The following is a 12,544-nucleotide window of genomic DNA, read 5'->3' as shown; positions in this document are numbered from 1 at the left end:
GTGCGTCATGGGGGACTTGAACCCTCAACCCGCTGATTAAGAGTCAGCTGCTCTGCCAATTGAGCTAATGACGCGGGGTCGTGCGACCGATATGAAACTTTACCGCTTCGGGCAGATCAATGCAAAAATAGCAGGTGAGAAGACCACCACACCACACTCGGGGAGTTCGATATGACCGGAAAAACGCCGAAATCAGTTGATTCGACCTCCTCGACCTTAGAGCCGGTGGATTCAATATGGGCGTCGTCGTCGCGAATGGCGCAGGACTATCTGAAGACTTTGTGGGGTGGCGAAGAATCCGGAAAGCACGGCATGAGCGTGAATGACCTGGCTAGCGCGATGGGAGTCGTTGCGTCGACCGCGTCAGAGAATGTATCGCGTCTGGTGGCGAATGGTTTGGTCACGCATGAGCCCTATCGGAAAGTCCACTTCACGGATGCGGGGCGCGCGCTTGCTATCTCAATGGTGCGTCGTCACCGTCTGCTGGAAACCTACCTGCATGATCGCCTGAACTTCGAGTGGGACGAGGTCCACGAGGAAGCTGAGATTCTGGAACATGCGATCTCAGATCGTCTTCTTGCGCATATCGATGAAGCGCTGGGCAAGCCTGAGCGTGATCCGCACGGTGACCTGATCCCGCGCGAGGATGGGTCGGTGGTTGAACGCGTGATTTACCCGTTGATTGCGACATCGAAGAAAACTGCTGGCGCTGAGGTGGGGAAGTGGTATCGCGTCACCCGCCTGTCCGACGAAGACTCTGCATTCTTGCGTATTCTCGATAGTGAGGGCATCGGCCTAGACGCGTTGGTCCGTATCGTCGATATTGACCAGGCCGGTCAGGTTTCGCTTGAAATACGCCAAGCGACCGCTCCCACCGTGGGTGCTGGTCGAAGCGTCCGCTTGGCTGGCGATGTTGCGTCGATCGTGATGGTGTCGCCGCTCGAGGACTAAACACGATCGAGCGTTGTTTGAGCTGGGAGATCAACCCAGCGAAGTCATGCTTTCAGGAACGTGAGAGCCGTGCCCCTGCGACAAGAGGGCGTCGCGGAGTTTTGTCATTGCCTTGTCCAGTTCCTCATCCGTTGCCTTCACTGCGTTCGACAGAAGGACATCAGCTTCTGTGCGTAGCGGGATCACGTGAAGGTGCGTGTGAGGGACCTCGAAACCTGCGATGACCAAGCCGGCGCGGGGGACTCCAAATGCTTTTTCCTGGGCGATTCCGATGATTCGCGCGACTTTCATAAGGTGCGTGGCGACGTTACTGGGCGCATCCGTCCATTTCTCATACGGGGTACGTGGTACGACTAGAACATGGCCGGGAGAGGTAGGCTCGATGGTCGCGAATGCAACGCATTCGTCGTCGGTCCACACGAAGCGACCTGCCCAGACGCCGGAAATGATGTTTTCAAAGACTGTAGCCATGAGGCCATTCTCACCCCAGAAGGACCTTCGTGGCTAGAGATGAGGAGGCGAGTTTTCGCGCGAATGGTCTACCCTTGATACGGCGAAGAATGTCGAAATATCAAGGGGAGGGCCCTGATGAGCCAGGCTTCCAACATGGAACCCGCACAGCGCTATACCGCTGAACTTGCCGGTCAGATTGAAACCGCATGGCAGGATCGGTGGGACGAACGAGGAACCTTTAACGCAGACAACCCGGTGGGTGAGTTCGCAGGGCCTCTAGCGGAAAAGAAGCCCTTCTTCCTTCTTGACATGTTCCCCTACCCGTCAGGCAAGGGTCTGCATGTTGGTCACCCGCTGGGCTACATCGCCACCGACACGGTCGCTCGTTTCCGCCGTATGCAGGGCGAAAACGTCCTCTACACAATGGGCTACGACGCCTTCGGCCTGCCGGCAGAACAGTACGCCGTGCAGACCGGTCAGCACCCGCGCATTACGACCGAGGAAAACATCGCGAATATGCGTCGCCAGCTTCGTCGTCTTGGCTTGTCCCACGATCGTCGCCGTTCGCTGGCCACGACCGACACCGAGTACGTGCACTGGACCCAGTGGATCTTCCTGCAGATCTTCAACTCCTGGTTCGACCCGGAAGCAACCGCTCCCGATGGCTCCATCGGTGCCGCGCGTCCGATCGCTGAGCTCGAAGAGAAGCTTGCCAACGGCCAGGTTGCAGTTCCGGACGGCCGCAATTGGGCAGACCTTGACGCCGTCGAAAAGGCGAAGGTCGTCAACGACTTCCGTTTGGTGTATGTGTCCGAGGCTCCCGTGAACTGGTGCCCGGGCCTGGGTACCGTTCTCGCGAACGAAGAGGTCACCTCCGAAGGTCGCTCCGAGCGAGGAAACTACCCGGTTTTCAAGCGCAATCTGCGCCAGTGGATGATGCGCATTACCGCTTACGGCAAGCGCCTGGCAGACGACCTTGACACGATCGACTGGCCCGACAAGGTCCGTACGATGCAGCGCAACTGGATCGGTCGCTCCGAAGGTGCGACGGTCCGCTTTGACGTTCCCGCTGCAAGCGAAGTCGGCGCAAGCGTCGACAACCTCGAGGTCTACACGACTCGCCCCGATACTCTGTTCGGTGCCACCTTCATGGTTGTTGCGCCCGAACACCCGATTCTTGGTGGCACGGTTGCCGGCAACGACGATGACGAAGCTGCGCTCACGGTTCCGGCCTTGTGGCCTGAAGGCACGAAGGACGCATGGACGGATGGCGCAGCTTCCCCGCGCGAGGCGGTTGCCCGCTACCGCGCCCAGGCTGCAGGCAAGTCGGAAACCGAACGTGCCGACGAAGAACGCACGAAGACAGGCGTCTTCACCGGCCTGTACGGCATTGACCCCGTCAACGGCCACAAGGTGCCCGTGTTCGTCGCCGACTACGTCCTCTGGGGCTACGGCACCGGCGCGATCATGGCTGTTCCCGCGCATGACGATCGTGACTGGGAATTCGCGAACAAGTACGAGCTCGACATTGTTCGCACTATCGGCGCAGCTGATGATCCGTACGGCCACGATTTGACCGAGTCGGCGTACACCGGCGATGGCGTTGCTGTTGATTCGGCGAATGACGAGATCAGTCTGAACGGCCTGGCAAAGGATGAAGCCAAGGCTGCGATGATCGAATGGCTGGAATCCAAGGGCCTCGGCCGTGGAACCGTCACCTACCGCCTGCGTGACTGGCTGTTCTCTCGCCAGCGCTACTGGGGTGAGCCTTTCCCGATCGTCTGGGATGAGGACGGCCTGCCACATGCTCTGCCCGAAGATCAGCTTCCCGTTGAGCTTCCCGAGGTATCCGATTACTCGCCGCGCACTTTCGGCCCTGACGACGCGAACACCGCGCCGGAAGCGCCACTTGGCCGAAGCGAAGAATGGGTGAACGTCACCATGGATCTCGGCGATGGCCCGAAGAACTACCGTCGCGAAACCAACACGATGCCACAGTGGGCAGGTTCATGCTGGTACGAAATGCGCTACACCGATCCGAAGAACTCCAAGGCGCTGGCTTCGGCTGAGAACCTCGACTACTGGATGGGCCCGCGCGAAGGCAAAAAATCCGGTGGCACCGACCTGTACGTCGGTGGCGTTGAGCACGCGGTTCTTCACCTGCTGTACTCGCGCTTCTGGCAGAAAGTTCTCTTCGACCTGGGTCACGTGCCGGACGCAGAGCCGTACCACACGCTGTTCAACCAGGGGTACGTTCAGGCCTACGCCTTCAAGGACGAGCGTGGACAGTATGTGCCCGCCGACGAAATCGAAGGCGACGAGGCAACAGGTTTCACCTATCAGGGTCAGCCGGTGACCCGCGAATACGGCAAGATGGGCAAGTCGCTGAAGAACATCGTCACCCCGGACGAAATGTATGACGCCTATGGCGCCGACGTGTTCCGCGTGTACGAAATGTCCATGGGGCCGCTGGATGTCTCGCGTCCGTGGGAAACCCGTGCAGTCGTCGGCTCGCAGCGTTTCTTGCAGCGACTCTGGCGTAACACGCTGGACGAGGAAACCGGTGAAGTGACCGTTACCGACGAAGAAGCAGATCTTGAGACGAAGCGTCTGGTTGCTCGTACGATTGCCGATGTCACCGTCGAATACGAGAACATGCGCGTGAACACTGCGGTCTCGAAGCTGATTGTCCTCAACAACCACCTGACCGGCCTGAAGTCGGTTCCGCGTGAAGCCATCGAACCCCTGGTTCTGATGATTTCCCCTGTTGCCCCGCACATCGCAGAAGAACTCTGGATGCGTCTGGGACACGGTGAGTCACTGGCTCGCGAGCCCTTCCCGGTTGTCACTGACGAATCGCTACTGGTCGAAGAGAGTGTCACCGCGATTGTTCAGGTGAACGGTAAGGTTCGTGCGCGCCTCGAGGTCTCGCCGTCGATCAGTGAAGAGGATCTGCGTTCCGAGGCTCTGGCTCAGGCGCCGATCGTCAAGGCTCTTGAAGGCCGTGAACCTCTGAAGGTGATCGTGCGCAAGCCGAGCCTGGTCAACGTGGTGCTCCCGCGCTGATCGCGATTGTGATGGCAACCCTGCGGCGCGAAGCGGTGAGCTTCGCGCCGCAGGTGTTTTTTTATCAAGCAGTGGCATCTTCTGTGAGGCTCACCAAGAAGCGATAGCCTGCGACGGTAGCGTGCGAAAAAGTCTGGAGCTTTACCTCTTCGTAATACCATGAAGCGGGTTGCTACCAGCCGCAACCGCCTAGTTATCGTTTGATCCCAGATGAAAGGTCATTCATGCCTGAAGGTGATGCCATCCGTCGTCTTGCTTCGACGCTCAATGAGCTCTTTGTCGGGGGAACTGTGTCTGCTTCATCCCCGCAGGGGCGTTTCAGCGCTTCAGCTAAGCAACTCGACGGCAAGCTGATTCAGTGCGTGCGTGTCCACGGCAAGCACATGTTTATCGGTTTTGTTTCGCCCGAAGTGCCCGATGCGTGGCCCCAGGATTGGATGCATATTCACCTGGGCCTGTACGGATGGTGGCGCTTCAATGGTGATGAGACTGTCGTTGATGAAGGCTACGGTGTCGCGCATCGCGTTGCTCCCGTTCCGAAGGGGGAGTGGGACGGGCACTCAGAAACCCGCTGGGGCGAAGGCTACGGTCAGGCTGAAGCTGGAAGTTGGGAGCCTCCGGCCCCTGTTGGTCAGGTGCGTTTCCGCATGTTCAACGACCACGCGGTTGCCGATTTGGTCGGTCCGAACCGTTGCGAGCTGATCGACGACGAAGAACGGCAGGTTGCCGAGGCCAAGCTCGGTCCTGACCCGCTGGAAGATGGAGCGCGCGACGATAAGGAATCGGCGAAGCGATTCGCGTCGGTTGCTCACTCCAAGAAGCGCAATATCGGCGAGATCGTTATGGACCAGTCCATCATCGCCGGCGTCGGCAACATCTACCGTGCGGATGCCCTGTTCCTCGCCGGAATTTCGCCCTATCGCAAGGGGGCGAACATTTCCAAAAAGCGACTGAAGGACCTCTGGGTTCTGATCTGCGACCTCATGAATCGGGGGCTCGCTGCGGGGCGCCTCGAAACGATGGATCCCGACGAAGCACCCAACCCACCGATCGAAGGCGACGAGGAAGCATCACGCTGGTATGTCTACCACCGAACTGGGCGTCCCTGCCTGCGCTGTGGCACGCCGATCCGTGAAGCGCTCATGCAGAATCGTCGTCTGTTCTGGTGCCCCAGCTGTCAGCGATAAGGCGCTGGTTAAGCGGGCTGAACCTGGTCAATCGGAGAAAATGACCAAGGTGAAATAACCGCCCAGCCTGCCATGAAACTGGCGGGCAGAAACGGTCGCGGAAGCCACAGTAGGCGAACCTATTATTTGACGTCGGTGAAGCCGAGCGCGTCGTAGAGGCTGGCGGCCCCCATGTGGCGCGAATCGATCGTCAAGGACAGACCGTCGAATCCCCAATCCTGGCAACGACGTGCGACCTCTGCGATGAGGGCGGTTGCGATGCCTTTACGACGGTATTCCGGGGCGACGACAAGATCGACGACGAACGGGCCGTCGGGAGCGTCATCCCACGGGGATTCTCTGACGACTTCGATGGCGCCGATCAGTGCGCCACCATCCCATGCGCCAACGAAAGAATCTTCGGTCGTCGCACCGAATGCCCCTTCGAAGGTCATGCGGAGTTCTTCCGAAATCTCGAGCATGGCCTCGGGTGTGTTTTCTTCGCCGTACGCGTCCAGGGTCAGGGCTGCGAGCATCGGAATGTCGTAACGGGTGAGCGTTGCGATCTCGATACCCTCGGGGCGTTCGACATCGGCCAACGCATCAACTGGTGCTTGAAGTGTGCGCTGTTCCATAAACCAAGTGTACGTGGTGTGGGTCACACTATGTGGGACTTTGGGGGCCGGTGTGCTCCTTGTGCGCTTGAGCTGGGCAAATAAGGGTGCGAGGCCGGCTAAACACACAAGGCGGGGGACCTGCGTAGCGCCGGTGCCCTGAACCAGAATGAGACGCCGGGAGGGGGCCCTCTGGGATCAGATGTAGAGTTCCGGCTCTTCTAAGAAGTAAGCGGGATCGATGATCAGATCGTCATCCTTCGTGTCGTTGCAGGACTTCGGGATTAGGCGTGCGGGCACGCCAATCGCAACGTTCCCGCACGGAACGTCCTTGACCACGACCGCGTTCGCGCCGATCTTAGCGCCGTCGTGGACCTCGATGGGACCCAGAACTTTCGCGCCGGCGCCGATCATCACGTGATTGCCGACGGTAGGGTGGCGCTTACCGGGCGTCATGGCGACGCCACCCAGGGTGACGCCGTGGAAGATGACGACATCTTCGCCGACCTCGGCGGTTTCGCCAATAACAACGCCCGTCGCGTGGTCGATGAAGACGCGACGACCAATCTGGGCGCCGGGGTGAATGTCAACACCTGTCATGACGCGCGTTGCCGACTGCAACATGCGAGCGGGCAATTTGACGCCTCGAATCCACAAGGAATGCGAAACGCGGTGTGCCCACAGTGCGTGAACGCCCGGATATGTGAGTGCAACTTCAACGCTTGACTGGGCGGCTGGGTCGCGATGACGAGCTGTCTGTAAATCTTCCCTGAGAAGCTTGAACGCGCGGCGCGGGTTGATCGCCATGGGTGTTCCTTTGGGGGGTAACGGTGAACAGAAGTGATCCTATCGAGGTTGGACGATTAAGCGCGCGTGTTCAGCGCTCAATCGCAATGTGGGCTAAGGAAAATGCGGGGCGAGGGATGATCCGCGCCCCGCATTCTCTTCAGCTTCTCGCTTTGTCGACGTCCTGTCGGCTTGAAGCACATCAGTCCTTGTATTCCTCGAACAGAGCGGTCGAGAGGTAACGCTCGCCGGTGTCAGGAAGTAGGGTCACGATTTTCTTGCCAGCAAATTCAGGGCGAGCTGCAACAGCGGTTGCACCGGCTAGGGCTGCGCCGGAGGAAATGCCAACCAGCAGGCCTTCTTCAGCGGCTGCCAGGCGAGCAAACTTCAGTGCTTCGGCGCTCTCAACAGAGATGACCTCGTCGATGATCTCAGCGTCGTAGTTGTCCGGAACGAAGTTCGGCATCAGACCCTGGATTGCGTGCGGGCCAGCAGAGCCACCGGTGAGAAGCGGAGATTCTGCGGGCTGAATTGCGATGACCTTGATGTTCGGGTTCTTGGCCTTCAGGGTCTTTGCGACACCGGAGATGGTGCCTCCGGTGCCGACGCCTGCGACGAAAACGTCAATTTCGCCGTCGGTGTCTTCCCAGATCTCTTCGCCCGTTGTGGCAACGTGGATTGCCGGGTTTGCGGGGTTGGTGAACTGCGAGGCGATGATTGAGCCGGGGCGCTCGTCGCGGATGCGCTCTGCTTCGGCGACGGCTGCGGAAACGCCGCCCTTTGGGTCGGTCAGAACGAGTTCTGCGCCGAATGCGCGGACGATGATGCGGCGCTCAATGGACATGGAGGCCGGCATGACGATGACGACCTTGTAGCCACGGGCTGCGCCGACCATTGACAGTGCTATGCCGGTGTTGCCGGAGGTTGCTTCGATGATGGTGCCACCGGGCTTTAAGGCGCCAGATTCTTCTGCTGCGTCGATGATTGATGCTGCGATGCGGTCCTTGACGGAGGAGGCAGGGTTGAATGCTTCAACTTTGGCGACGACGTCCACGCCTTTACCGGCGAGCTTATTAATACGAACCAGGGGAGTGTTGCCAATGAGTTCTGCAACGTTGGAAGCAATGTTCGACATGAGAGTCTCCTAAAAGCTTGACTACTGATCATTCAGTGCACGGTAAGTACAACGTGCGAAGTCAGAAAAAAATTTCGTGGTATGCGACGCATGTGTTCATGCGCCAGGGCGAATGACGACGCTGAGCGCCAGAAAAGTCATTCGCCCAATTAACACGAAAGAAGGTGACGCGGTGTGACCGGACGGTGAGTTCCGCACGGGGTGAGTGTCATGTCAGCGCATGTCATAATTGAATCTTAAAACAATGGGGGTTATTCGTCTACTTCGACTCTCGTGGTGCCCATCATCTGAAACTTTGAAACACCCGAGGTCAGAGCAAGGATCTGCGCCTCAAAAAACGCGCGAGAATCAGGAAGTGTGCCGATTCGGATCGCGGCCTCGCTCTCCCAATCGATGCCAAGAATCTGCGCACCCGCATTCCTTAACTCAGCTTCAATCCTGCCAGCCTGGGCAAGTGAAACCCGAGTTTCCAGCACGTCTAGCGAAACTAGTTTCGCCTTCGGTGCCAGGGCGAGCGCTTTGGATACAGACGATGAATACGCGCGCACGAGGCCGCCCCCACCCAAGAGGATTCCTCCGAAATACCTGGTGACAACGGCGGTCACATTCCACACTCCAGCCAGACGGAGCGCATCAATCATCGGCGTACCGGCAGTGCCCGAGGGCTCCCCGTCATCACTCGAATGCTGATGAGGATCGCGTCCATCAACCTGAATAAGGAATGCGGAGCAATTGTGGCGAGCCTGCGGATTGTCGGCCTTGACCTCATTAATCAGGGCGCGTGCCTCGTCGGAGGAATCGGTGCGAGCGAGAGTCGTAATGAAACGGGAGCGCTTAATCTCGATCTCGTTTTCAATCCGAGTACCCGACCGCACGGTATGAATGACTCCCATTTTCACCCCTCTTCCTCATGTACCTCTACACCATCGATGTCGCCCTCTAACCTAGCTGATGACATGAGAGGTGCGGAACATGTAATGAGGATCGCATCTCAGGCAGAGTATCGAACTAGGGGCAAAACGGGCGTTCATGGTACGATTTTCGGGTTGCCGTCGGTGGGAATGGGCCGGTCGGGTCCTTCTCGCGACGTTCTGGCGTCGGACGGCGGCTCGTTTTTGAGCCACCAACCGACCATACGACTACCGAGAAGAGAGGGGAGGCACGATTCAATGGCAGTTCCGAAGCGAAAGATGTCCCGTGCGAACACCCGCACGCGCCGCTCCGCGTGGAAGGCAGATCTCACCGAGCTCAACACCGTCAAGGTTGCTGGCCGTGAGGTTCGTATCCCGCGTCGTTTGGCAAAGGCATACAAGAACGGTCTGCTGGACGTCGAGGCCTGACCCTCGATCCTGCAGTTGAGGCCCGGTGCTTATGCGCCGGGCCTTTTCCGTACCCGATTTCTCGAGCCTGACTGAGTGTGATTGTCGTTTGTGTCGTCTGAGGCGACGTTTTGGGTTCTGGGAGGAGGGAAGTGTCGCCTCGTATGACGTGGGTGGGCATGTACGAGGTGCTGTGTGGCGGGTTTTGTCGCCTCGCATGACATGCCCGACCGTCGGGAGTGAGATGCCGCAAAGAATGTGGGATACGCCTTTTTAGTGGTGGAAAAGGCACAAGGGTTTTTAGAGTAAGCACGTGCACAATAATGCGTTAGTTTCAGCTCTTGCGGGGCAGAGCCTTCACCCGATGAGCTCGGAGAACCTCAGGCAAGATTTCGTGTCCCTTTTTGTTATTGCTTTGGCAGCTCTCTTGGCTCCGCTCTTGTCTTCTGCGACTCGTAAGCGCGTTCCGGATGTAGTCTGGCTGTTGATTCTTGGTGTCGTCATTGGACCCTCAGTTCTGGGGATCGCTCAGGTCTCGGATTCCGTACACCTACTACGTGAGATCGGTATGGGAATTCTGTTCCTGATTGCAGGTACTGAAATCAATATTTCGCAAGTGCGTGCCAAACCGGGTCGCGTTGCTGCGATTACGTGGCTGATCTGTTTCTTTGCCGCATTTGCATTGGCTGTTGTCACATTGCGCAATGGTGATTACAGCTCCGCGATCGCACTTGCCATTGCGTTTACGTCCACAGCTCTGGGCACGTTGCTTCCGATTCTGATGGAAGCGGGAATGATGGGCAAGCCTGCTGGTGAAGCGGTGTTGATCCACGGTGCGATTGGTGAACTCGCTCCTGTTATTGCCATGTCGCTTCTGCTTGGCACGCGGTCGCCAGGTTGGGCCGCCGTCATCCTTGGGTTCTTCGTCGTTGCAACGTTGATCTCCGTTGCGATTCCGACGCGTTTCATTCTGCGCCACCCCGAAATTGGTCGCGTGATCTTGCGCGGTGCACAGACTTCGTCGAAGACGCTGATGCGCGTGGTCATGGCAATCCTGACCGGTCTGATGGCGCTTTCCGCCGTCTTGAACCTCGACATTGTCCTCGGCGCGTTCGCCGCCGGCGTCGTCGTCCATGCACTGTCTCCAGTGAACTTCAGTGCGATTGAAGGGGAGCTGCGGACGATTGGCTTCTCGTTCCTGATTCCGGTTTTCTTCGTGACCTCGGGTATGAATATTTCGCTGAGCGCCGTCATTGAGCGCCCTTGGTTGCTGGTGGTATTCGTGACTGTCATCCTGGTGGTTCGAGGCTTGCCCATTGTGCTGATTGAACGCTTCGTTGGCACGGTCGAGAAAACTACATGGCGCGATGCCACGAGGATTGGTCTCTATGGTGCGACGGGTCTGCCGATCATCGTTGCCGTGACGGGCGTGGCTGTGAATGCTGGCGTGATGGCCGAAGATATCGGATCAATCCTGGTGGCTTCCGGCGCCGCGTCGGTCCTCTTCTTTCCCTTGCTTGCCTCCCTTGAAGAGAGGGTTTTTCCTTCTCGCGCCCTAGTGGAAGCGGAGTAGAATGACAGGTGAGCGCGGCCTCGTCGATTGGCTGAAATCCAGCGGAGAAGTGGTCGCCAAGTGGACTTGATCGAAGGAGAAACGATGAAGATTCTGATTGCTCGCTTTACTGCCAAGGAAGGCTTCGAAGACGAGGTTGCGGAAATGATCGCCGGCCTGGCGCGCAATGTGCACACGGAGCCGGGGAATGTGACGTTTGAACCTCATCGTGAGGTTGACAATCCACGCAAGTTCGTTGTCTTTGAGAAGTACGCCGATGACGCGGCGTTCGAGGCGCACATCAATATGCCTTACGGCAAGGTCTTCAACGATCGCCTGAACCAGATCATCGAGGAGCCGGAGTCACAGCTAACGTTCCTTGACGCAGTGGAGTGAACGCGCACTGGAGTGTGAGGAAAATGCCGGGGTGGATGATCGCTCCGGCCCTTTCCTTTGGTGCTTTTTGGGGTTGGATGCATCGTGCGCATTCGGTGATGGATGATGAACAAGGTCGGGCACACATGCGTTGTGTCTGCGTCGAAGAACGCACGGTGGTGACATCTTTGGGCGTTGACGCTCGGTGCCGGTAAACTTGGTTCGCGTCGAAGCCCACTCGAGGTGGGCGCTCCCGGCAATGCCTCTGTAGCTCAATGGATAGAGCAAGGGCCTTCTAATCCCGAGGTTGCAGGTTCGAGTCCTGTCAGGGGCGCAACCGGCCTGATCGTAGTTTTTCTGCGATCAGGCCGGTTTTGTTTGTCTTAGCGCCCCGTCAAGAACGAATCAGCGCGTGTTACAAAGTCTCACAATGTGGTCACTTTCTGGAAAAGTGTGACACCCATACGGCACACTACAACCATGACGACCTTCGCTTACGAAATGTGCTGCCTTCAGGGCACCACTGTGCGTGAGCGAATGTGTATGTGATTGACGCCCCCGAACCTCTGTCAATCACTGCCGCAGTGAGTGAAAAGCCCCTTTGTTAACAAAGCTGGGTAGCGGCACCAAAGAAACCTGGATACACCATGACTCTGGTCAACACCCCCGCAAACTCTGCCGTCTTCGATGAAACCCCCGAAACGTCTTTCGACGATTTCCTTGAGATCCTCGCGCACCTTCACCTTGCTCCCGCTCGCGTTGAGTTCAACGCTGACCGCGGGGAACTGACCATCCGAGGCGCCCGCATTGCCCTCTGTGCAAAGGAACGCGAGCTACTCACTCACCTTGCCTTGAACGCTGATCGCGCAGTTTCACGCGAAGAACTTTTTTCGACCGTCTGGAACGGCGCTGACATTGGCCCCGACTCGCGTACAGTTGACGCACACATTCGTCGTCTGCGTAAGAAGCTCGCTAAGGCCCCCGAACTGATCTCGACTGTTCGAGGCCAGGGCTACCGCTTCAACACGGGTGAAGGCGTGCGCGTCCAAGCAACGCTCACGCACACTCTGGCCGCATAACATGCCACGAGGCCGAGCAAACGTGGCCAGCCTCGTGAATAAGAGAAA

At 58.1% G+C, this 12,544-nt stretch carries 12 protein-coding genes and 2 tRNA genes; 8 read left to right on the top strand and 6 right to left on the bottom strand.

From position 1 onward, the window contains the following. Position 1 precedes the first annotated feature (1 nt). Positions 2–74 (bottom strand) — tRNA-Lys (locus QP503_RS06175). 97 nt (positions 75–171) lie between these two features. Between QP503_RS06175 and QP503_RS06170 the strand changes: the two genes are divergently transcribed. Then, the gene (locus tag QP503_RS06170) at positions 172–951 is read left to right on the top strand and encodes a metal-dependent transcriptional regulator (protein WP_006681238.1); all 780 of its coding nucleotides are present in this window, start codon (positions 172–174) and stop codon (positions 949–951) included. Between the two features lie 30 nt (positions 952–981). Here the strand turns inward: QP503_RS06170 and QP503_RS06165 are convergent, their stop codons facing one another. Then, positions 982–1,422 carry an HIT family protein gene (locus tag QP503_RS06165; protein WP_179369740.1) on the bottom strand — a complete coding sequence of 147 codons (441 nt, stop codon included), beginning with the start codon at positions 1,420–1,422 and terminating at the stop codon, positions 982–984. 117 nt (positions 1,423–1,539) lie between these two features. On the opposite strand from QP503_RS06165, the gene QP503_RS06160 reads away from it, so the two are divergent. Then, positions 1,540–4,470, top strand: coding sequence for a leucine--tRNA ligase (locus QP503_RS06160; protein ID WP_285101410.1), 2,931 nt, complete (start codon positions 1,540–1,542; stop codon positions 4,468–4,470). A 224-nt stretch (positions 4,471–4,694) separates the two neighbouring features. After that, positions 4,695–5,657: an Fpg/Nei family DNA glycosylase gene (locus tag QP503_RS06155; RefSeq protein WP_285101408.1), complete on the top strand. Its 963-nt coding sequence runs from the start codon at positions 4,695–4,697 to the stop codon at positions 5,655–5,657. Positions 5,658–5,779: 122 nt separating this feature from the next. Here the strand turns inward: QP503_RS06155 and QP503_RS06150 are convergent, their stop codons facing one another. From QP503_RS06150 to QP503_RS06135, 4 genes are all read right to left on the bottom strand, one after another. Then, entirely contained in the window at positions 5,780–6,271 is a 492-nt protein-coding gene (locus QP503_RS06150; RefSeq protein ID WP_006681234.1) for a GNAT family N-acetyltransferase, read from the bottom strand. Between the two features lie 177 nt (positions 6,272–6,448). Then, positions 6,449–7,057 carry a serine O-acetyltransferase gene (gene cysE / locus QP503_RS06145; RefSeq protein ID WP_006681233.1) on the bottom strand — a complete coding sequence of 203 codons (609 nt, stop codon included), beginning with the start codon at positions 7,055–7,057 and terminating at the stop codon, positions 6,449–6,451. Between the two features lie 181 nt (positions 7,058–7,238). Beyond that, a complete protein-coding gene (gene cysK, locus QP503_RS06140; protein WP_285069691.1) occupies positions 7,239–8,171 on the bottom strand; it encodes a cysteine synthase A in 933 nt (310 codons plus the stop codon). Between the two features lie 251 nt (positions 8,172–8,422). Continuing rightward, positions 8,423–9,064, bottom strand: a complete 642-nt coding sequence (locus tag QP503_RS06135) for an IMPACT family protein (RefSeq protein WP_219585201.1) — start codon at positions 9,062–9,064, stop codon at positions 8,423–8,425. Between the two features lie 276 nt (positions 9,065–9,340). Between QP503_RS06135 and rpmF the strand changes: the two genes are divergently transcribed. From rpmF to QP503_RS06110, 5 genes are all read left to right on the top strand, one after another. Then, a complete protein-coding gene (gene rpmF / locus QP503_RS06130; protein ID WP_006681230.1) occupies positions 9,341–9,511 on the top strand; it encodes a 50S ribosomal protein L32 in 171 nt (56 codons plus the stop codon). Between the two features lie 292 nt (positions 9,512–9,803). Next, positions 9,804–11,063: a cation:proton antiporter gene (locus tag QP503_RS06125; protein ID WP_285101406.1), complete on the top strand. Its 1,260-nt coding sequence runs from the start codon at positions 9,804–9,806 to the stop codon at positions 11,061–11,063. Between the two features lie 84 nt (positions 11,064–11,147). Next, a complete protein-coding gene (locus QP503_RS06120; RefSeq protein WP_006681228.1) occupies positions 11,148–11,438 on the top strand; it encodes a putative quinol monooxygenase in 291 nt (96 codons plus the stop codon). 240 nt (positions 11,439–11,678) lie between these two features. Continuing rightward, a tRNA-Arg gene (locus tag QP503_RS06115) sits at positions 11,679–11,751 on the top strand. Positions 11,752–12,064: 313 nt separating this feature from the next. Then, a complete protein-coding gene (locus tag QP503_RS06110; protein WP_285069693.1) occupies positions 12,065–12,496 on the top strand; it encodes a winged helix-turn-helix domain-containing protein in 432 nt (143 codons plus the stop codon). The last annotated feature ends 48 nt before the right edge of the window (positions 12,497–12,544 follow it).

It is taken from the genome of Pauljensenia sp. UMB0895 (assembly GCF_030218905.1).
Lineage (GTDB): Bacteria > Actinomycetota > Actinomycetes > Actinomycetales > Actinomycetaceae > Pauljensenia > Pauljensenia turicensis_A.
The sequence above is the reverse complement of the archived record's forward strand: the minus strand, read 5'-3'. Positions and strand labels throughout refer to the sequence as shown.

Coding starts and splice junctions, on each gene's coding strand:
- cysK (WP_285069691.1), bottom strand. CDS start 8,171: ATGTCGAACATTGCTTCCAACGTTGCAGAACTCATTGGCAACACTCCC.
- QP503_RS06150 (WP_006681234.1), bottom strand. CDS start 6,271: ATGGAACAGCGCACACTTCAAGCACCAGTTGATGCGTTGGCCGATGTC.
- QP503_RS06155 (WP_285101408.1), top strand. CDS start 4,695: ATGCCTGAAGGTGATGCCATCCGTCGTCTTGCTTCGACGCTCAATGAG.
- QP503_RS06165 (WP_179369740.1), bottom strand. CDS start 1,422: ATGGCTACAGTCTTTGAAAACATCATTTCCGGCGTCTGGGCAGGTCGC.
- QP503_RS06135 (WP_219585201.1), bottom strand. CDS start 9,064: ATGGGAGTCATTCATACCGTGCGGTCGGGTACTCGGATTGAAAACGAG.
- cysE (WP_006681233.1), bottom strand. CDS start 7,057: ATGGCGATCAACCCGCGCCGCGCGTTCAAGCTTCTCAGGGAAGATTTA.
- rpmF (WP_006681230.1), top strand. CDS start 9,341: ATGGCAGTTCCGAAGCGAAAGATGTCCCGTGCGAACACCCGCACGCGC.
- QP503_RS06160 (WP_285101410.1), top strand. CDS start 1,540: ATGAGCCAGGCTTCCAACATGGAACCCGCACAGCGCTATACCGCTGAA.
- QP503_RS06120 (WP_006681228.1), top strand. CDS start 11,148: ATGAAGATTCTGATTGCTCGCTTTACTGCCAAGGAAGGCTTCGAAGAC.
- QP503_RS06170 (WP_006681238.1), top strand. CDS start 172: ATGACCGGAAAAACGCCGAAATCAGTTGATTCGACCTCCTCGACCTTA.
- QP503_RS06110 (WP_285069693.1), top strand. CDS start 12,065: ATGACTCTGGTCAACACCCCCGCAAACTCTGCCGTCTTCGATGAAACC.